At 35.2% G+C, this 20257-nt stretch carries 17 protein-coding genes; 9 read left to right on the top strand and 8 right to left on the bottom strand.

The window, feature by feature from the left end; translation table 11 throughout:
- Positions 1–283 precede the first annotated feature (283 nt).
- The 9 genes from JCM15579_RS16765 (at position 284) to JCM15579_RS16720 (ending at position 10942) form a co-directional block, all read left to right on the top strand.
- Entirely contained in the window at positions 284–790 is a 507-nt protein-coding gene (locus JCM15579_RS16765) for a flavodoxin (RefSeq protein WP_054721888.1), read from the top strand.
- A gap of 6 nt (positions 791–796) precedes the next feature.
- Positions 797–1183, top strand: coding sequence for a DUF2023 family protein (locus tag JCM15579_RS16760; protein WP_054721886.1), 387 nt, complete (start codon positions 797–799; stop codon positions 1181–1183).
- A gap of 526 nt (positions 1184–1709) precedes the next feature.
- A complete protein-coding gene (locus tag JCM15579_RS16750) occupies positions 1710–2219 on the top strand; it encodes a ferritin (protein ID WP_054721882.1) in 510 nt (169 codons plus the stop codon).
- 137 nt (positions 2220–2356) lie between these two features.
- Positions 2357–2854 (top strand): ferritin, encoded by a 498-nt coding sequence (locus JCM15579_RS16745; RefSeq protein ID WP_218186210.1) that lies wholly within the window; start codon positions 2357–2359, stop codon positions 2852–2854.
- A 237-nt stretch (positions 2855–3091) separates the two neighbouring features.
- On the top strand, positions 3092–3478 hold the full coding sequence (locus tag JCM15579_RS16740; RefSeq protein WP_157471531.1) for a hypothetical protein: 387 nt from the start codon (positions 3092–3094) through the stop codon (positions 3476–3478).
- A gap of 101 nt (positions 3479–3579) precedes the next feature.
- The gene (secA, locus tag JCM15579_RS16735; RefSeq protein WP_054721878.1) at positions 3580–6873 is read left to right on the top strand and encodes a preprotein translocase subunit SecA; all 3294 of its coding nucleotides are present in this window, start codon (positions 3580–3582) and stop codon (positions 6871–6873) included.
- 366 nt (positions 6874–7239) lie between these two features.
- A complete protein-coding gene (gene lgt, locus JCM15579_RS16730; RefSeq protein WP_054721876.1) occupies positions 7240–8040 on the top strand; it encodes a prolipoprotein diacylglyceryl transferase in 801 nt (266 codons plus the stop codon).
- Positions 8041–8198: 158 nt separating this feature from the next.
- Entirely contained in the window at positions 8199–9989 is a 1791-nt protein-coding gene (locus tag JCM15579_RS16725; protein WP_054721874.1) for an ankyrin repeat domain-containing protein, read from the top strand.
- A gap of 59 nt (positions 9990–10048) precedes the next feature.
- Positions 10049–10942 carry a hypothetical protein gene (locus JCM15579_RS16720; protein ID WP_054721872.1) on the top strand — a complete coding sequence of 298 codons (894 nt, stop codon included), beginning with the start codon at positions 10049–10051 and terminating at the stop codon, positions 10940–10942.
- 136 nt (positions 10943–11078) lie between these two features.
- On the opposite strand, the gene JCM15579_RS16715 is transcribed toward JCM15579_RS16720, so the two are convergent.
- From JCM15579_RS16715 to proB, 8 genes are all read right to left on the bottom strand, one after another.
- Positions 11079–12881, bottom strand: coding sequence for a MutS-related protein (locus JCM15579_RS16715; RefSeq protein ID WP_054721867.1), 1803 nt, complete (start codon positions 12879–12881; stop codon positions 11079–11081).
- 202 nt (positions 12882–13083) lie between these two features.
- Positions 13084–13782, bottom strand: coding sequence for a DUF4097 family beta strand repeat-containing protein (locus tag JCM15579_RS16710; RefSeq protein ID WP_054721865.1), 699 nt, complete (start codon positions 13780–13782; stop codon positions 13084–13086).
- Between the two features lie 134 nt (positions 13783–13916).
- Entirely contained in the window at positions 13917–14708 is a 792-nt protein-coding gene (locus JCM15579_RS16705) for a DUF4097 family beta strand repeat-containing protein (protein ID WP_054721863.1), read from the bottom strand.
- 63 nt (positions 14709–14771) lie between these two features.
- Positions 14772–15572 (bottom strand): HEAT repeat domain-containing protein, encoded by an 801-nt coding sequence (locus tag JCM15579_RS16700; protein WP_054721861.1) that lies wholly within the window; start codon positions 15570–15572, stop codon positions 14772–14774.
- Between the two features lie 11 nt (positions 15573–15583).
- The gene (locus JCM15579_RS16695; protein WP_083464735.1) at positions 15584–16126 is read right to left on the bottom strand and encodes an RNA polymerase sigma factor; all 543 of its coding nucleotides are present in this window, start codon (positions 16124–16126) and stop codon (positions 15584–15586) included.
- A gap of 181 nt (positions 16127–16307) precedes the next feature.
- Positions 16308–17615, bottom strand: coding sequence for a cryptochrome/photolyase family protein (locus JCM15579_RS16690; protein ID WP_245625957.1), 1308 nt, complete (start codon positions 17613–17615; stop codon positions 16308–16310).
- 110 nt (positions 17616–17725) lie between these two features.
- A complete protein-coding gene (locus JCM15579_RS16685; protein ID WP_054721859.1) occupies positions 17726–18973 on the bottom strand; it encodes a glutamate-5-semialdehyde dehydrogenase in 1248 nt (415 codons plus the stop codon).
- Positions 18974–19027: 54 nt separating this feature from the next.
- Positions 19028–20098, bottom strand: coding sequence for a glutamate 5-kinase (proB, locus tag JCM15579_RS16680; protein WP_054721857.1), 1071 nt, complete (start codon positions 20096–20098; stop codon positions 19028–19030).
- Positions 20099–20257: the final 159 nt, after the last annotated feature.

The following is a 20257-nucleotide window of genomic DNA, read 5'->3' as shown; positions in this document are numbered from 1 at the left end:
GATTAAATTCCGCGCTCCTTCTGCGGAATACTAAAAATAGATAAATCTTCTGCAATGAGCAATAATAATTTCTAATGATATATAGGTATATCTTTTGGTGTAAAGGTGTCATTTATTTGAATAATTGTCCTTAATGATTTTGTGTGGTTTTTACTACTGTCCTGGTTCCTAGAATACTTAGCGTGGAGAACTTGCAATAACATAAAATCCCAATAAATAGCGATTGATAGGCATTCAAAGGCCTTTTACTTTTGTTGGTATAATTAATCTAAATAAGAACAAAATGCAAGACATCGGAATTTTTTACGGTTCATCTACCGGGAACACAGAAAGCGTAGCAAAAAAAATACAAGAAGAATTTGGCGCAGATATCGCATCAATTATTGATGTTGCTGATGCTAGTGTAGCAGATCTTGAAAAGTTTGATAACCTAATTTTGGGAACTTCAACATGGGGTATTGGCGATTTGCAAGATGATTTTGAAGGTTTTTTATCTGAAATTTCAAATGCAAATATGGACGGAAAGAAAGTTGCCCTATTTGGTTTAGGCGATCAGTATTCGTACTCCGATTCATTTGTTGATGGTATGGGCGAGTTATTTAAGGTATTGGAAGAAAAAAACTGTGAACTTATTGGGGAGACTTCTACCGATGGTTATGAATATGATGCTTCGGGAGCAGAGAAAGATGATAAGTTCGTTGGATTGGCTATCGATATCGACAATCAAGATGACCAAACAGAAGAAAGAGTTGCAGATTGGGTTGCAGAACTTAAAAATCAATTTAATTAGAAGAGGATGAAACTAACTTGTTCGGATTATAAGACTGCTGACATGCAGATTTTGATTCACCACGTTTACGAATACAACAAAGGATTAAGAAGTTTGGTGTTGCACACCATGCATCGCAGTGAGAGGGAAAAAACAGAAAATTTATTGCAACGCAAAGGGATTAGTTATTTTCTGCAAACTGTTAGCCAAAACAAGATTAATGTATTTTTTGGAAAAGAAGAGTGTATTCAGATTGTGAAATTCTTTGGAGATAAATCTTTATCTGATTTCACCGATGAACAGGATTTTATTCTGGGAATTATGCTTGGCTACGATAGAAATCAGCAATACGAGAGATATATTAAACGAACAGGGATCAATAATGAACTTATCAATACGAAGTTAGTTGGCTAGATATAAAGATTTTTCTTTTGCTATTAATTCGATACTCACCTTAGACAGACATACTGCTCTTTGGTGAGTGTTTTTCGCACAAAAAATCATAACATATGGTGATTGTAGCTTAGGTTTCGTATAGCTTACTTTGCTATTGTTCAATTTATTCCAATCACCTAAGGTTTGATAATAAGTTTGAATGGATATGATTAAAAAAACAAAATGTTGAATATTTAATCTCGCCATGATTAAAATTATATTTAGTGTTGTTTAGAAGTGTTTTCATCATTTTGTTAGTGTTGTATAGATGTAGTTCGCAATAAGTTAGTTTTCACTACATCATTTGTATTTTACCCCAATGGAATTTTTCTGTTGGGGTATTTTTTGATCGAATTTGTAGAACAATTGCTAGGTAAGTCTTGTTAATTGTTTAGTATTTAGTTTGAGTTTAAATAAGCATTAAATTTAATAAACTAAAATAGGGGATTGATAGATTTCTCTTACATTTGAATGAAATTAGAAAACACAAAAAAGATTATACATTATGGCTATCAATAAAAATGTTGAGAAGATTTTGAATGAGCAGATTAATGCTGAATTTTGGTCGGCTTATTTCTATTTATCAATGTCTAACTATTTTAACGCGAACGGAATGCCAGGTTTCGCAAATTGGATGAAAGTACAGTTTGAAGAAGAAACTTTCCACGCGATGAAAATGATGGACTTTGTGAATGAAAGAGGTGGACGTGTTATTCTTCAACCAATTGCTGAAGTGCCTTCGGAGTGGGATGGTGTTTTAAATATTTATGAAGAAACATTAAAGCACGAAGAGAAAGTAACTAGCTTGATTAATGGTTGTGTAAATGTTGCTATGGAAGAAAAAGATCATGCAACTGTGAACTTCATGAAATGGTTTGTAGACGAGCAAGTTGAGGAAGAAGCAACTGTAAGTGAAATTATTGACCAATTAAAGATGTTCAACTGCCAGGGACAAGGTTTGTATATGTTGGATAAAGAATTTAAAGCAAGAACTTTTGTTGCTCCTGCAGTATAAGGATATTCTTGATGAAATACTTCAAGCCTCATGTTATCATGGGGCTTTTTTCGTGCGTCAAATTTATAGTTCTGATTGGCAATAAATTTTGTAACTTCTTCCTTATGGTTTTTAAGTCGCACTAAAATGATTTCAAGATGATTATCAACAAAAAAGTACAAGAAGTTTTAAATAAGCAAATCAATATGGAGTTTTGGTCTGCTTATCTGTATCTGTCAATGTCTAATTACCTGGCCGATTTGGGATATCCAGGATTTGCACATTGGATGCAGGTTCAATCGAAAGAGGAAGCGGGACATGCCATGAGAATGTTGGATTATGTGAACGAAAGAGGAGGCAGGGTTTTGTTGGAACAAATACCTTCAGTACCGCATGATTGGAAAGGTGTGCTAGATGTTTTTGAGGAAACCTACAAACATGAACTAAAGGTAACAGACCTGATTAATGAATGTGTAAACGTAGCTAATGCAGAAAAAGATCATGCCTCTAAGATATTCTTAAATTGGTTTGTAACGGAACAAGTAGAAGAAGAGGCTTCAGTTAGTGAGATTCTGGATCAGTTGAGGATGTTTGATGCCAAGGGTGAGGGAATGTATATCATGGATAATAACATGAGGGTAAGAACACAGGAATGATAATGGAACTTTCGAGATAATTTTAAAAAGGATGTCCAATACATAAGCATTGACATTCTTTTTTATACTCAATTTGTTAGGATATCACCACTTTAAAGGGAAATAAAATTAGGATTGAGGAATTTGAAAGAAGTGACAAGAACAAGCATTATTGAGTTTGAGAAGTCTGTCAGCTAAATTATTTTCATAAAAATGACTTCAAACCAATAAAAATTTCTACTTTTGGTCTCGATGGATATGAACAGATACCTCATAGTAGTTTTTTGTGTGCTCACGGGATGTGCGGCAGCCGTACCTATGGCCAATGCTCAGGATTTTACTATGGACAACGAACTATTCGCAGAATGGTATGCCGATCATATTCAACATCTGGATGAAGCATTTGCTTCACCAATTCTGATAAATGTAGAACAGGAAAAGTTGGCCGGTTCATGTTTTTCAAATGCAGAGGAATTGTCTGTATTAAAGAATTTGCCTAAAATACCTGCATTAAATCAGCAATTAAATTTTCTGAATTATCCTGAACCAGAGGATTTAAAAGGATATCTTCCTTATTCAGAACCATGTTTTAGCCAAGTTGTTAAGCGCGATAATCCCATTCGTGCTCCAGGTTATTCATGCTAATTCATTAAGGTTCTAGCTTGAACCAGCTTTCTATTTTAAATACATTATAGCTTCCTCTATTTGTAGAGGAATGCAATCAATATTGAAATCAATAAATCATTATGGGTTTTCTAGATAAAACATTAGGAAAACTGTTTGGTAACAAATCAGACAGAGACTTAAAAGAATTAGCTCCTTATTTGGCAAAGATTAAAGCTGAGTATGATAGAGTAACAAAACTAAGCCACGATGGTATTCGTGAAGAATCTGCAAAATTAAAGCAACGTATTCAAGATTACGTACAAGCAGAAAATGATCAGATTAAATCCTTGAAAGACAAGATCGAAAATGGTAGACTTTCTGTAAATGAGAAGGAAGACATTTACGATCAGATTGATAAGATTGAAGGAGAAATTGATGAGAAAATCGAAGAGGTATTGGAGCATATTTTACCAATAGCTTTTGCGATTGTAAAAGATACTGCTCGTCGTTTTGCAGAGAATGAGGAAATTGAAGTAACGGCAACTCAATTCGATCGTGATTTGGCTCCACATTTCGACAATGTTCAGATTGACGGAGACAAAGCAGTATTCTTCAACTCTTGGACTGCAGGAGGTACAGAGATTGTTTGGGACATGATTCACTACGATGTGCAGCTGATTGGTGGTACAGTTCTTCATCAAGGTAAAATTGCCGAGATGGCAACAGGGGAAGGTAAAACATTGGTTGCAACCTTGCCTGTATTCTTGAACGCATTGACCGGTCGTGGTGTTCACGTGGTAACCGTGAATGATTACCTAGCAAAACGTGACTCGGAATGGATGGGACCATTGTACCAATTCCACGGAATGTCGGTAGATTGTATTGATAAGCATTCTCCAAACTCGGATGAGCGTAGAAAAGCATATGCTTCAGATATTACATTCGGTACCAATAATGAATTTGGTTTTGACTACTTGCGTGATAATATGGCAACGAATCCTAAGGATTTGGTGCAACGTCGTCATAACTATTCTATCGTCGACGAGGTTGACTCGGTATTAATTGATGATGCTCGTACGCCTTTGATTATCTCTGGTCCAATTCCAAGAGGAGACCATCAGCAATTTGATGCACTGAAGCCTCAGGTTCAGAATTTGGTGAAAGCTCAGAATGATTTGGTAATGAAAATCTTTACCGAATCGAAGAAATTACTAAATAGTACAGATAAGAAAGAGCAGGAAGAAGGAGCGAAGCTGTTGTTGAGAACCTTTAAAGGTTTGCCAAAAATGAAGCCATTGATCAAGTTCTTAAGTGAGCAGGGTAATAAGGCTACATTAATAAAGACCGAAAACTTCTACATGCAGGAGAACAACAAAAACATGCACATCATTACTGATGAATTGTATTTTGTTATCGATGAAAAGCATAACTCAATTGAATTAACCGATAAAGGTATCGACTTGTTGAGTGGTGATACCAATGATGCAGGATTCTTTGTGTTGCCTGATATCGGTTCAGAAGTTGCGGTGATTGAGAAGTCGGATCTTTCTGATGAAGAGAAATTGAAGCAAAAAGATGAATTGATTCAATCTTACTCGGTAAAATCGGAAAGAGTACATACCGTAAACCAGTTATTAAAAGCTTACACTTTATTCGAGAAAGACGTTGAGTACGTTTTAATGGATGGTAAAGTGAAGATCGTTGATGAGCAAACTGGTCGTATTATGGAAGGTCGTCGTTATTCTGACGGTTTGCACCAGGCAATTGAAGCAAAAGAAAATGTGAAGATTGAAGCTGCAACACAAACATTTGCGACCATTACCTTACAGAATTACTTTAGAATGTATCACAAGCTTTCAGGTATGACCGGTACTGCGGAAACCGAAGCTGGTGAATTCTGGGATATCTATAAATTGGAGGTTGTAGTTATTCCTACAAACCGTCCTATCGCGCGTGATGACCGTGATGATTTGGTTTATAAAACCAAGCGAGAAAAGTATGCAGCAGTAATTGAAGAGATTGTGAATTTGGTGAACGAAGGCCGTCCGGTATTGGTAGGTACAACTTCGGTTGAGATTTCGGAATTATTGGGTAGAATGCTTAAGATTCGTGGAATCAAACACAATGTACTGAATGCGAAATTGCACCAAAAAGAGGCTGATATTGTTGCTGAAGCAGGTAAGAAGGGAACTGTAACCATTGCTACCAATATGGCAGGTCGTGGTACCGATATTAAATTAACCGATGAAGTGAAAGCTGCCGGCGGTTTGGCTATTATTGGTACAGAACGTCATGATTCTCGTCGTGTTGACCGTCAGTTGCGTGGTCGTGCTGGTCGTCAGGGAGATGTTGGTTCATCTCAGTTCTTTGTTTCTTTGGAAGACGATTTGATGCGTTTGTTCAGCTCCGACAGAATTGTGAAGCTTATGGACCGCATGGGTCTTGAAGAAGGTGAAGTGATTCAGCACAGCATGATTACCAAATCTATCGAGCGTGCTCAGAAGAAAGTGGAAGAGAATAACTTTGGTATTCGTAAGCGTCTATTGGAGTACGATGATGTAATGAACTCTCAACGTGAGGTAATCTACAAGCGTCGTCGTCATGCATTATTCGGAGAGCGTATTCAAGTGGATATTGCCAATATGATGTTTGATGTGGCAGAAGCAATTGTAAATGAATACCACGGAGGTGATTTCGAAGAGTTCAAAATGGAATTGATCCGTACATTCTCTGTCGAATCTCCAGTGAGTGAAGAAGAATTCTTGAAAGACAATCCATCTGATACTACGCAGAAAATCTACGATGTAGTATTAGATACTTATAAAAGAAAGACTGAAGGTATTGCAAAACAAGCTTATCCTGTTATTAAAAATGTATTCGAATCTAAAGGTGAATTGTACGAGAACATTGTAGTTCCATTTACTGATGGTTCTAAGATGTTTAATGTGGTAACTCACCTGAAGAAAGCTTATGATACTGAAGCGGAAGATGTAGTTCGTTCTTTCGAGAAAGTTTCTATCCTTGCTACAATTGATGAATCATGGAAAGAACACTTGCGCGAGATGGATGAATTGAAGCAGTCGGTACAGAATGCATCTTACGAACAAAAAGATCCATTGTTGATTTACAAGTTTGAATCGTTCAACTTGTTTAAGGCAATGGTTGAAAATGTGAATAAGAGTGTTGTTGCAAGTTTGACAAAAGGTCACATTCCATTGCAAGATCCTGAAGAAGTTCGTGAAGCAGAAGTGCGCAAACGCGATATGAGTAACTTGAGAACTTCTAAAGAGGAATTAGGTTCGGATGGTAGAAAACAAGCTCCTAAAAAGGCTGAGCCAGTTAGAAACGTTCAAAAAGTAGGGCGTAACGAGCCATGTCCTTGTGGTAGCGGTAAGAAATTTAAGCAATGTCATGGTAAAGGTGTTCCTGCTTAATTTTCGTAACCTGAATTTGAATAAAAATATGTACACAGTTTCAATTATTTTTTAGAAGAAATTGTTTCAGATTTTTGAAGTATTATCGGGATAATTCGAAAAAATATGAAGCGATTTATGCAAAAAATAAGGAATAAAGTAAGTGAAGTCATCTTCATCCAATCTTTAGCTTAAAAATTCTTTACAATACCTCGGTATTCTTTCAGAATTTTTAAACTTAATCTTGAATAAATCTGACTTACTGTGTTGATATTTTTAATCGAATTCAGGTTAAAATGAAATATTAATATTATTTTCACATGGATTGTTCCGTTTATCGGGACAATCCATTTAGTTTTGATACACTGAACTCTAAAAATAACTGATATGTTACTATCAATCCTTTGGGATGTAAAACCTGAAATTTTTACGATTGGGTCCTTCTCTGTGCGTTGGTACGGATTACTTTTTGCCCTTGGCTTTTTGTTGGGATACTATATTGTTGAGAAAATGTTTAAGAAGGATGGAATCAAGCTTGAATTACTTGATAAATTGTTCCTGTATACCATGATTGCCACTGTGGTAGGAGCTCGTTTAGGCCATGTTTTATTCTATGGCTGGGAATTTTACTCACAGCATCCGGCAGAAATAATAAAAGTATGGCATGGAGGATTGGCTTCTCATGGTGCTGCAATTGGTATTATCACCGCTTTGTGGTTCTATTCGAAAAAAGTAAGCAAAAAATCAATTCTTTGGATTTTGGATTACGTTGTAATTCCGGTTGCTTTGGCAGGATGTTTCATTCGTTTGGGTAATCTGATGAACTCTGAGATTATTGGAGTGAAAACATCTGTTTCATGGGGATTTGAGTTTGTTAGAGCTTCTATTGAAGATCCAAAGGCACCTCGTCATCCAGCGCAATTGTACGAAGCAATTTGTTACCTGATTTCTTTTGGTGTTTTAATGTATATGTACTGGAAAACAGATGCAAAACAACGCTCAGGTATGATTTTTGGAGCCTTTTTGGTATTGATTTTTACTGCTCGTTTCTTCATCGAGTTCATTAAAGAAAATCAGGAAGCATTTGAAGAAGGGATGGCTTTAAATATGGGACAATGGTTAAGTATACCATTTGTTTTACTAGGAGCTTATTTCGTTATTAGAAATTTAAAAGCAAAAACAGCATAAAGATTCATTATGAAATTTAAAAATCCGAATCAGTATGGTTCGGATTTTTTTATGTTCTAACTATCAATTTGAGAAGGAAGAGTTACAGGATGCAGAGGAAATATTCATTACAATTAATTGTGCTTATTTTTATTGTGATTGTACTACAATCATGCTCAATGTTAAAAATACAAGGAAGTAAGCATTCGGATAATTATGGTACAGTCTATGTTTTTCAGAATGGTATTGAGTTGCCAATATCCACCCAAAGTGATACAATAGAGATAGATAAAAGCAAATTTGCCCTTCGTTTTTACAATAAGTGTTACGATTCTGAAGCAAATGAGTTTTGCGCCACACGAATTGCTGCATTTTATAATGCAGAACAAGTGCCCAAGATGCAAACAGGCATGCCTATCGACTCAATTGGGTGTTTTGCTCCTGGAACAGGAATGGCTGCAACTAAAGATGGAGGTTATGAATCTCTAAATTTTAATTCTTATGGACATCACTATCTGTTTTATCAGAGCGAGGAAAATAAGAGGGTGAATTCACTCGGTTCGTTGGGGGATATGATTAAGTTAGAGTTTGAAATTGACTCCCTAAACTTTATGGGACATTCCACAGTTATGTCCGAAATACAGGGAAGCGAATTCTATATTTTGCTATTTACCGATAGAAATCAAAATCAAATTGTAGACCAAGGTGAGTGTAAGAAACTCACCATTCGTGTTAAAGATAACTACAAAGGATGGACAGTTCCTTATTGGAATATGCAGGATTCATTGGGACACACTCCCTTACATAAGTTGTTTTTATTTGAACAGTGGAAACATATCAATGGCAGACAAAAGCTAGCGCTACTACAGGAAGCACTTTCGTTGGACAGTACGAATCCTAATATTCAGGATGCCATGGGAAATACCGCTTTGCATTACGCTTTGGGTACATATTACTTGGAAAAGGAAAAGAGATCCTGTGATCACCCAATTGAGCTAATAAAATTACTATTGAACAGTCCCAAGGTAGATGTAAATATTCGTAACTATTACTATAACAATAACCCATTGCAGCAGTATTTAATGAGTAGCAACAGTGGAGTAAATCGAATAAATGCCAGAGGAATTGAGTTAATTAACTTGTTTCTTGCGCGAGATAACCTGCAATTGAATAGTTTAAACAATGTTAATTTTTCTGCCTTTGACTACGCAAGAAGAAAAAACTGGTTAGATGATAAGAATACAGAACTTGTTGACAAACTAAAACCGAATGACGAGTATAATTACGGAGCTTCCCAAGAATTATCGAAATTTGTAAACCGAATAGGTACTGATGCGAAAATAGATGAAGTTGATTTTTACAAGGAGAATATTAAGCTTTGCCTGGATTACAATGCAAATCCTAATGTAATCGAAAATCAACTGGCACGAACACCTTTGACCTGGTTGTGTTACACAAAGAAAAGGTCATATGGATATTCGGATGAAGAAATTCAATCGAACTTGCAATTGCGATCAGAATTGGTAAGGCAACTGATGCAAAATCCAGACATTGATCCAAACCTGCCTGACTACATTGGTGCGACTGCCTTACATTATGCAGTGGATGCTTATGCAACGGTTCTGGTAAAAACTTTAATAAGTAATCCTAATACCAATGTGAATAGTAAAAATTCAGCCGGTAATACCCCTTTAATGCAGATGATTCATAATCTAACCCATTTACGTTTGGGTGCTCAGAAAGATGCATGTGCCTGTTTAAAGGAATTAATATCCGACAGTAGTCGACTAGATTTTAGAGTGTTGAATTACAAGGGCGAATCAACTCTCGATTTAATTAATTTCTGGATGTTGGATAAGGAAAGAGGTGACGTAAATAAAAGATTATATCCCGAGATGTATAATTGTCTGGAAGAATTAAAACAAAAAATTGAAAGTAAAATATCTGATAAGAGGGTAGTATTCAGATAAAAAGAAGAATTTAATACAATAAATCAGTTAGTATGAATCATTGTTTAAACAAAGGATATATGAAACAAACGGCACTCTACTTATTATTACTCTTTGTAAGTATTGCCTGTTCTAATAATAAGACACAACAGCAAACCAATGCAGCCAAACCAAAGTTTGTACAGTTGCAGCCTCAACAAAACGACACCACTTTTTTTGAACTGGACAAAAACACCATTATTTCTAAAAAAGTACCGATGAATATCAATATGACCAAAACCAGCTTGCAAAGTACCAGCTATTGGAAACTAATAAGCCGGGATAGTACGTACACTTTTGAGCTTATGGATATTCGGTATATCATGCCTGGACCATTTCTAAGCTTTGTTTTTGATACAAAAAAAGACAGTGTTCAGTTGGTTCAGAAAATAAACGAAAATGCAGGACGCATAAGTTTTGGAGAAGAAACAGTGGCCAAGCAAGAGAAAGCATTACAGAATCTTAAAAGAATCAAAGGACTTAAATTTACAATCATAAAAACCGATAGCTGCTATTTTCAATCTGAATTTAAATTCCCTTTGGCAGAAATTACCGTTAATAATGAATATAATCCGGTTCCCGAAATTCAAAATCATTTAAACCCGGAAGATCTGATTCGTATTTTTGATAAAATGCTCTTGAGGCCAAAGGAACCATTTGTTGTAGATAGCTTGTATGAATTGCCCCATGGTACATTTATGGGAAGGAAATTTTCAGATATAAGCCTGAATTATACATTTCAAGATCCAAAAGGATTTATTCAAGTAAAAAATGTATTTAATGCCGATCATAAATTGATGCAAAGCAAATTTGATCATAAGTTATCCCTGTCAAAAGAAATAAAAACAAAAGTGGGAACAATAAGATCAAGCAAAAGAGTAAATGCCATTATAAAGTTTAAGCAGAATTCTGAGAACAACCTTAGTAAAGAATAGTTGTTGCTGTTCCTTTTACAGCAATGCAATCTATTATCTAATTTAATTAGAAGCAGAATAAATCGTCCAATAGTGATGATAGAAAAAAACCGAGCCAGTTTTGGGTCGGTTTTTTTTGTTAATTATTAATTGCGAACTATTCATTGTTTATTAGTTCCATTTCAATGCCCATTTTCTTCATCAAAATAGGTGCGTTAAAAGTTTTACAAACACCATTTTGGACTTTATAATCAAAGTACAACTGCTCACCATCTATTTTAATGTCGAAGAACCTGTTTTCCACATGACCAGGCAATTCATCTTCCAAAACAGACAATTCCAAATCGTGGGTGGCAACCAAGCCAACTGCATTGTATTTTACCAATTGCTTGATTAGTGCAGCCGAACCTGTGTGTTTGTCTTTGGAATTGGTTCCTCTAAGGATTTCATCAAGTAAAAGCAATGCATTTTCTTTTTTGTTTACCTTATCAAGCACTTGTTGAATTCTTTTAAGTTCTGCATAAAAGGATGACTCATTTTCTTCAATAGAATCTTTAATTCGCATCGAAGTATTTACTTCAACATTTGAAATCAGCATTTGCTTTGCACAAACCGGGGCACCACTCAATGCAAGCACCACATTTACACCTATGGTACGCAAAAAGGTACTTTTTCCGGCCATATTCGATCCTGTAACAATATGAACCATTCCAGGACCTTTCATTTCATAATCGTTACAAACACGCTTGCTTTCATCAATCATAGGATGACCAGCGTCTTTCATTTCCAGTCTAAAGTGATCCTCAACAATTATTGGGAAAGTCCATTCCGGATGATTAAAACTTAAGTTGGCCATGCTGCTTAAAGCTTCAATTTTACCAATACTTTCAAACCAGTTTTCTATTTCAAGTCCATACTTTGTTTTCCATTTATCGATGCGGAAAAGCAAGTGCAATTCATAAAAGAAAAGTGCATTGAATAGGATTTGAACCAACATGTTGTATCGCTGATCAAGGAGCTCAATTAATTTTCCAAGTTTTCTAATTTTTTGGAATGATTTAATATCATTACTCGCTAGCTTTTGTTTGATCTCATTCAATTTTTCCGATTGCCAATCTTCAGATTCAAACTCTTCAATGATTTTTGCATAAATCTTAAGCATGTCTGCACGTTTAGAGGTGCTGTTATGAGCAATGCCTACCTTCTTGAAATTAAAGTAGTGAATTGCGATGCTAATCATCAGCAAAATCAAAATTGGAATGGAAGAACCTATCATTGCATAAACTAGTGCTGGAAGCGACAGAAATGGTAAAATGGAGATGGCAAGCAATAATTTTCTATTGCCATGAAAAGGGGATGGCATTTTGCCCCATTTACTTACAAAATCTGGATCATCTGCTTTTAGTTTTCGTTGTAAACCGTATTGTATGATATTCTGGCGCCAATCTATTTTATTGCTTAACTCTTGAATGGCTTTTTGTCTTTGGGCAATGGTGTTGTTGTTGGCTGGAGCAGATAAGTAGGAGGACAAACAGTCATTTCCGCTCTTGCTTACGCAACGATTAATCAATTGGTAAATGGAGTGTTCACCAAACATGTCCAAATCGGAACTGTAAGGATGGTTATGTATTTCGTACTCCTTGCCATTGTTATAGAGATTACTATGCCTTGTTTCCAGGCAATTCAATTCATTTTCATTGATTTCAATCAATTTCAGAAGCCTCTTGATGTTTTTCTCATTTCTGCTGTATTTACGAACAAAATAGGCCAGCGCTCCAATTAAAATGACAGCAACAAAAATAGCTGCAGGCATTGAATAGGGAAGAATGACATAAAAAAGAACAAAAGCTCCAACTGCACTAAACAATCTAATTGCTGAATATTTGCGGTTTGCTTTTTTTAACAGCTGAACTTCCTCTTTAAAATTCTGTATGCGTTTTGAATAAAAATCAAGATTCATAGGTGTAATTTTGCTTCTATCTTAGGTTAATTGATATTGAAAAGCTAAAACTACGAAATCTACTCTTACAATGAGTAATTATTGAATTTAAAAGAAGGCTTATAACAAACAAAAACCTTTGAGTTGTAATTATCTCAAAGGTTTAAGCTGTGTAAAAAAAGGTAATAACAAATCTTCTGTGAGAAGAAGCAAAGCAATTATATTACTTGTCTTTTCGTAGAAAGATGTCACCACTTATCGTTTTTAGGAAAATTTCCTCTCCGCCACCATTTAATGATGCCGTGAATTTACCGTTGTGATAATGTTTTAATTCTCCCTTGTCTTTTGTATTCAAATCAAAATCGGTATACATTTCACCAGTAACTGTATTAAGAACCAGATGTGCTTGTTGCTTGCTTGGTAGACTCAAGTCAATGAATCCACTAATGGTTTCTATCTCCATTTTGTTCTGTAAGCCAACAATGTTTATGTTACCACTAATGGTATTGATTGATAATCTGGCATCTCGAGGTAGTTTTACTTCAAAGAAAAGCTCCATGTCAATGGAATTGGTTGTAATGGTTTCTGTTTTCCCATCTTTGTTCTGTTCTCTCTGAATGATTGTGGTTCTGTGTAAATCTTCCATGTTTTCAATCTCCGATTCGATTTCGATGCCTTTAGAAAATGAGTTTACATTAAATCGAAAAGCATCATTATCCTCATTATCATTGATATTAACAGAGGCTTTTACATACACTTCGTTTTTATCCCAGGTCGAAATTTTAATGTCATCAGCAAATTTAAACTCCAAAGAGACTTTCTCTTCTGATGAGATCTTTACAGATTTTTCAACAATTTTCTGTCCATTAGCAAACATTGTCCCCAATAAGAGTAGTAATGTGATATAAATTGATTTTTTCATATTTCTGATGTTTTGAAACTGTTAACAAAAGGGCACAAAAAAGGCTGCCAGGGGAAAAATGATTTTCTTAAGCATAACTCTCTTTAATTTGCAAGAGTTAGAATGAAACAAGGGTCCGAAGCAGCCTGTTGGCTCTATTTTTTTCTAAGGTAAATGTTGTTGTTGATGGTTTTTACTTTAAAGTTTACACCACCACCATTAATTTGGGCTTTAATTTTATTGCCACCACCAACATACGAAAGACCTTTCTTTTCTTTTTCGTCAACTTTAATGTCAAAATCGGTATAGAATTCGCCATTAATGCTACTCAATGCTATATTGGCCGGCGTATTGGAAGGCATTTTAATGTCGACCGTTCCATTAATTGCGGAGATAGAAATAGGGCTTTCCTGGTTTATTCTATTAAAGTTGATGTCCACATCACCATTGATCAAATCAAGGATTACAGGACCAGTAACTTCATCAAGCTTGACACTTGGCATTAAGGTATTGATTTCTATTTCTGAGCTGAAATTATTAATCTCAATGGTTTTTGATGAAGCAAATGGACTTTTGCAGTTAATTTTAAGGTTTATGCCTTTAGGGATTTTAAAGAAGTAATATTTGTGCTGAGTAACTTTACCTAATCCCGTTAAGGTAAGAATTGATCCTTCTTTTGAAGAGTTGATTCCTATATTGGTATTGTCATCTAGTCCACTACCATAAATTGGTTTTAAGCCTTTGGCTCGTGCTGGAATTTTTTTCTCATAATTCGTCTCGATGATCAATTTTGAACCAGTGTGTTCTTCAACTTTAATCTCGCCAAGAAGATTTTCAATGCAAATTTGATCACCTTGTCTAACTGCCAATTCATAATTTTGAGCTTTAAGGTTTAATGCTCCTGTAATCAGGATGCAGATAATTAGGAGTCTATTCAGTGTATTCATTATTCGATGTTTTAAAAATTGATATTAATTGAGCTGCCGGCATATTGTATTTCAAAATCTATTCTAAACAAAAACTTTAATTCCTTCTTTGGCCATTTCTTTAACTACCGGAAGGTTGTTGTCTTCCTTTAAAATCTCCTCCAGTAAAATTTTAGCCCTGTTTTCTTGAATATCGATGAGTATATTGATTAAAGTGATTTGAATAGAAGGTTCTTTTTGATTTTTTAAGGCTTCGAGATAGGCATTTCTAACCAAGGGATGCTGTGCGAATTTGGTAAGTGCATTTGCTGCTGCCATCCTAACATTTACATTGGCATCGCTTTGCAAGGTTTGTACCAATACAGACAAAACTTTATCATCTGCTACAGCTTGCTTCTCCAAAATGTTTACAGCCTTTAATCTCTGACTACTGGTTGGTTGTTTTAAAGTAGCCATCGTTAAATTTTGCTTCATGTTATTCAAATCCGATTGCAAACTTGCAATTATCATGTTTTGATCATTGGTAGAGGGTGAGTTTTTACCCAATAAAAACCCAATTCCAAAAATGATAAAAATAGCTGCTGCATACTTCAGAAATTCACCAAACTTATAATTGTTTTGTTTTTGATCTTTAAATTGAATCGATTCTTGGCGCAGATTTTCTTTCTCCTCTTCTAATATTTGGTTGAAATTCACACTTAAATTAGCGCTTGGTTGTTCATCTTCAATATCATTTATCGTATGCAAAAATTGTTTGGCAAGTTGGTATTCATTCCTACAATTTTCACAAGTGGTAAGATGTTTCTCAACTTCATTTGTTTGTTCCTGATTCAAATTGTTCTCTAGGAATTCTATTAGAAGGTCTTGTATGTATTTGCAATTCATTCTTGTTTAATTTAAGCCAGTTTAAAATAAAGTTCTCTTAGTTTGTTTATGGCCCTATGGGCTTTTACTTTTACAGCTGTTTCGCTTAGACCTGTTATTTCGGCTATTTCTCGGTATTTTAAACCTTGAAATCGACTGAGCTCTATGATCTCTTTTTGATCTGTTTGTAATCCGTCCATCGCCTCATATAAGATTCTCTTTCTGGATTCCTTTTCCATTTCTTCTATGGCCGAATCGGTTTCATATTCGATTTTTTCAGGTTCACTAAAGTCTGAAATCACTAATTTATTATCCCGATAATAATTCGCATGAACATTTCTTGCAATCTGATACATCCACGATCGGAATTTGTGTTGTTCATTATAAGTCTTTCGATAGGTCAATATTCTTCGAAATACCGACTGTACAAGATCTTCACTAATAGATTGGTTCTTTGTCAATCTCAGAAAGAAATTATAAAGTCTTATATGGTACTTATCGAACAAGGGTGATAATGCATTCAATTCACCAGATCTTACCAAAATCATTAATTGTTCGTCATCTCTGTTTTTCACAATAAAATTAATTGCTAGCGTGTTTTGTTCTTTCTTCTGTATTGGTTACCCGGGAATATGGGAATGGTTACAAGGCAAGTTAAAATTTTCTTGTAAAAAATTATGAACGTAGGTATAGTTAACTTTATAAAAGTTTGATTATTTGTGAAATAGGATAGTATACTTAGCAGATAATAAATTGTTAAAATGTATTGATAGCTTTTTTATACGTCTCCAGAGCTCTATTTCTCGCAAATTTGTGATCAATCATTGGTTCAGGGTAGGAGTCTGTACCCAATTCAGGAACCCATTTTCTGATGTACTCAAAATTAGGATCGAATTTCTTTTGTTGTTCAATGGGATTAAATACTCTAAAATAGGGAGCTGCATCACAGCCGCATCCGGCTACCCATTGCCAATTGCCATTATTGGCAGCTTGATCGTAATCAAGCAAATGATTGGCAAAATATGCTTCACCCCAACGCCAATCTATTAATAGGTCTTTAACCAAAAAACTGGCAACAATCATTCTAACGCGATTGTGCATGTTGCCTGTAGCCTTTAATTCTCTCATGCCGGCATCTACAATAGGAAAGCCTGTTTTGCCATTTGTCCATAGTTCAAACTCTTCTTCATTATTCAGCCACTGAATATTGTTGTAAGCCGATTTAAAGCATTCGCTTTCAACTTTTGGGAAGTTGACTAAGATCTGCATGAAAAATTCTCGCCAAATCAGTTCATTTAAGAATTGGTCATCACCTTTTAACGCTTCTTGCACTGCATGGCGAATACTAATGGTGCCAAAACGAAGATGTACACCTAAATTTGACGTGGCTTGTAAGGCTGGGAAATTTCTTCTAGAATCATAATGGTTGAGCATGTCCGCAGATAAATTAATGGCTGGGATCTTAATCGAAGATTTACTGAATCCAATCTCCGATAAAGATGGTATTTCTCTAAATTCAACTTGAGCAATATTCGAGGAATTTAGTTCATATGAATAGGGTAGGTGTTCCTTTGAATTGAATTCAGATCGCCATTTCTTCATGTATGGAGTATAAACCGTGTAAGGGTTTCCATCTTTTTTAAGGATTTCTCGCTCTTCAAATATCACTTGATCTTTAAAAAGTTGAAATTTTGCTTGTTGAGATTCACAAATATCTTTGCAGTTCATGTCTCTGAATATAGCGAATGGTTCGTAATCCTTATTAGTATAGATCTTCGCTACTGGATATTCCTTTATCACTTGTAATAGACATTCCTGTACTTGACCATGTTTTACGATTAAGGAAGATCCAAATTGTGAGAGTTGTTGGTTGATTCTTTGAAGTTCGGTGTGAATGAAAGTTACTCTAGCATCATTTCTGTTTTCCAATTGATCTAGAATTTCTGTATCAAAATTGAAATAGAATAAAAGCTTGTATTTCGATTGTAAGGCATGATATATCGCTGCATTATCTTGTAATCTTAAATCTCTTCTAAGCCAAATTAAAGCGTATTTGTCCATCATCTTCATTTATTGTTTTTTCTTAATACAATATAAACCAGAAAATGTTCAATGATAAATATAAAATGGACAAAAAATGCCCGAATGATCTAAATTTCATTCGGGCATGGCATTTAATTTCTTATCTGACCATCACCAGTAATAATCCATTTGTAAGAGCATAACTCCTCCAAAGCCATTGGTCCTCTCGCATGAAGTTTCTGTGTACTGATACCAATTTCAGCTCCCAATCCAAATTGTGCACCATCAGTAAATGCAGTTGAAGTGTTGGAATAAATGGCTGCAGCATCAACCATTGAATAAAAGGCTTTTATGGTTTCTTTGTTCTCACTAATTATTGCTTCGCTATGCTTTGAACTGTATTTGTAAATGTGATTAAGTGCAGACTCAAAATCATTTACTGTTTTGATTGACATTTTATGACTTAGGTATTCTGTTCCATAAGACTCCTCACTTGCCTGAATCAAAAGTTGATTAGGATATGAACCTTTTAGAACTTCAAAGGAGTCTTGGTCAGCATAGATTTCTACATTTTTATCGTTTAAATGATTTACAAGTTCAGGAAGATCATTTAATCTATCAGAATGAATAATGAGGCAGTCGAGTGCATTACAAACGCTTACACGCCTTGTTTTGGCGTTGTAAATAATGTTTTTCCCTTTTTCAAGGTCTCCATCTTTGTCAAAATAGGTATGTACAATGCCAGCACCAGTTTCAATTACCGGAATTTTAGAATTTTCACGAACCGAGTTGATTAAATTCTGTGATCCGCGTGGGATCAGAACGTCTACAAATCCTTGTGCATTCATTAACTCTACTGCCGCTTCTCGTTCTGGTGACAGCAACTGAATAATTTCAGGATCCACCTTTTCTTCTTCCAATGTGTTTTTGATGATCTTCACAATGGCCTGATTAGAGTGCATGGCATCGCTTCCGCCTTTTAAAATACAAGCATTTCCCGATTTTAAGCAAAGCGCAAAAACATCAATGGTTACATTTGGTCGCGCTTCATAAATAACGCCAACAATGCCCAATGCTACGCTCATCTTTTCAATCAACAAACCATTTTCGAGCTTTTTTTCAGATAATTTGCGTCCTAATGGAGAATCTAATCTGGCAACATTTTTTACACCGCCTGCAATCCCAATTATTCTCTCATGATTTAGTAACAATCGATCATATTTTGGATCTTCGGCTGACATTCGTTCTAAATCCTTTTGGTTTGCTGCTAAAATAGCAGAGCTGGAATCAACAATTGCTATGGATAGTTTTAATAGAATTTCATCAATCTTTTGGGTAGATAAAAGAGGCATTTTTCTGGATGCTTCTTTGATTTTATGGAATTGTTCTTTGGTATTCATGGTATTTGAATTTAAATGTAAGATAAAGATATGTAATCATCAGTAAATTAATTGTTAATATAAGAATAGGTAGTCGTAGTGAACCAATGGTTTGGCTCCACTTTTTCCCATGTGAAGTTCTGCTTTGGTTTTGCTGTAGGAAGTTTTGCCTAATCCTAAAACTTTGCCTTTCTCATTCATGATTTTTACAATATCTCCTTTTTCAAAATTTCCATTAATATCAGTTACACCAATAGGTAACAAACTTGTGGCATTATTTGAATTTAAAGCCTCTTCAGCGCCATGGTTGATAATTACATGTGCTTTTTCGAATCCATCAGATCCGGCAAGCCATTGCTTTACCGTTGATGCTTTTTTATAGGCTGTAAATTCGGTGTGATCCACATTTTCATGATCTGCTATTAAATCAAGAACAATATTATCCTTTGAACCATTGGCAATGTGTACAGGTATACCTGATTTGGCTATTCTTCCGGCAATACTACATTTGGTAAGCATCCCACCACGTCCGAAATTTGATTTTTTGGTGGTGATATACTGTTTTAAGCGATTGATATCTCCATTGATGGTTCTTAGCAATTTTGCATTAGGATCTTCTGGATTTCCTGTATAGATCCCATTAATATTGCTTAACAGATAAAGTGCTTTACAGTCCATCATCGATGCGATAAGACCGGAAAGCTCATCGTTATCGGTAAACATTAGCGCGGTAACCGAAACCGCATCATTTTCATTGATTACAGGCAAAATATCATTGGCCAGGAGGGAACTGATGCAATTTTTCATGTTCAGATAATGCTCCCTGGTTCTAAAATCCTGTTTTGTTACCAATACCTGTGCACATTGTAGATTATACTCTTTTAAGTATTTTGAATAAATGTTTAGCAATTCAACTTGCCCAACCGATGACCATACCTGGCGTGCTGATATGGTATCTGTTTTTTGATTCAGGTTGATTTTACTTCTACCAACTGCTACAGCACCTGATGATACAAGAATGCACTGATATCCCAACTTCTTTAATTCTGATATCTGAAATACAATGTTTTTAATTCTTTGTTTGTCGATTTGGCCCGTACTTTTGGTAAGTACGTTAGAGCCTATTTTGATGCAAATTCGCTTCATGAAACTTGATTTTCTTTGGTGTACGAAACTACATCTTGCTGCCCAAATATTGGTGCAAGATGAAAATGATTGTATTGCATGTTTTTCTATATGCGAAAAATGCAATAAATGCTTGTATGCTTTATGAATAGTGATTTACTACTTAAAGCAATACTTTAA

This window comes from Marinifilum fragile JCM 15579, assembly GCF_001310955.1.
Classification (GTDB): Bacteria; Bacteroidota; Bacteroidia; order Bacteroidales; family Marinifilaceae; genus Marinifilum; species Marinifilum fragile.
The sequence above is the reverse complement of the archived record's forward strand: the minus strand, read 5'-3'. Positions and strand labels throughout refer to the sequence as shown.

Coding starts and splice junctions, on each gene's coding strand:
- JCM15579_RS16745 (WP_218186210.1), top strand. CDS start 2,357: ATGATTATCAACAAAAAAGTACAAGAAGTTTTAAATAAGCAAATCAAT.
- JCM15579_RS16720 (WP_054721872.1), top strand. CDS start 10,049: ATGAAACAAACGGCACTCTACTTATTATTACTCTTTGTAAGTATTGCC.
- JCM15579_RS16690 (WP_245625957.1), bottom strand. CDS start 17,615: ATGATGGACAAATACGCTTTAATTTGGCTTAGAAGAGATTTAAGATTA.
- JCM15579_RS16760 (WP_054721886.1), top strand. CDS start 797: ATGAAACTAACTTGTTCGGATTATAAGACTGCTGACATGCAGATTTTG.
- JCM15579_RS16700 (WP_054721861.1), bottom strand. CDS start 15,572: ATGAATTGCAAATACATACAAGACCTTCTAATAGAATTCCTAGAGAAC.
- JCM15579_RS16705 (WP_054721863.1), bottom strand. CDS start 14,708: ATGAATACACTGAATAGACTCCTAATTATCTGCATCCTGATTACAGGA.
- JCM15579_RS16725 (WP_054721874.1), top strand. CDS start 8,199: ATGTTAAAAATACAAGGAAGTAAGCATTCGGATAATTATGGTACAGTC.
- JCM15579_RS16710 (WP_054721865.1), bottom strand. CDS start 13,782: ATGAAAAAATCAATTTATATCACATTACTACTCTTATTGGGGACAATG.
- proB (WP_054721857.1), bottom strand. CDS start 20,098: ATGAAGCGAATTTGCATCAAAATAGGCTCTAACGTACTTACCAAAAGT.
- secA (WP_054721878.1), top strand. CDS start 3,580: ATGGGTTTTCTAGATAAAACATTAGGAAAACTGTTTGGTAACAAATCA.
- JCM15579_RS16750 (WP_054721882.1), top strand. CDS start 1,710: ATGGCTATCAATAAAAATGTTGAGAAGATTTTGAATGAGCAGATTAAT.
- JCM15579_RS16685 (WP_054721859.1), bottom strand. CDS start 18,973: ATGAATACCAAAGAACAATTCCATAAAATCAAAGAAGCATCCAGAAAA.
- lgt (WP_054721876.1), top strand. CDS start 7,240: ATGTTACTATCAATCCTTTGGGATGTAAAACCTGAAATTTTTACGATT.
- JCM15579_RS16740 (WP_157471531.1), top strand. CDS start 3,092: ATGAACAGATACCTCATAGTAGTTTTTTGTGTGCTCACGGGATGTGCG.
- JCM15579_RS16715 (WP_054721867.1), bottom strand. CDS start 12,881: ATGAATCTTGATTTTTATTCAAAACGCATACAGAATTTTAAAGAGGAA.
- JCM15579_RS16765 (WP_054721888.1), top strand. CDS start 284: ATGCAAGACATCGGAATTTTTTACGGTTCATCTACCGGGAACACAGAA.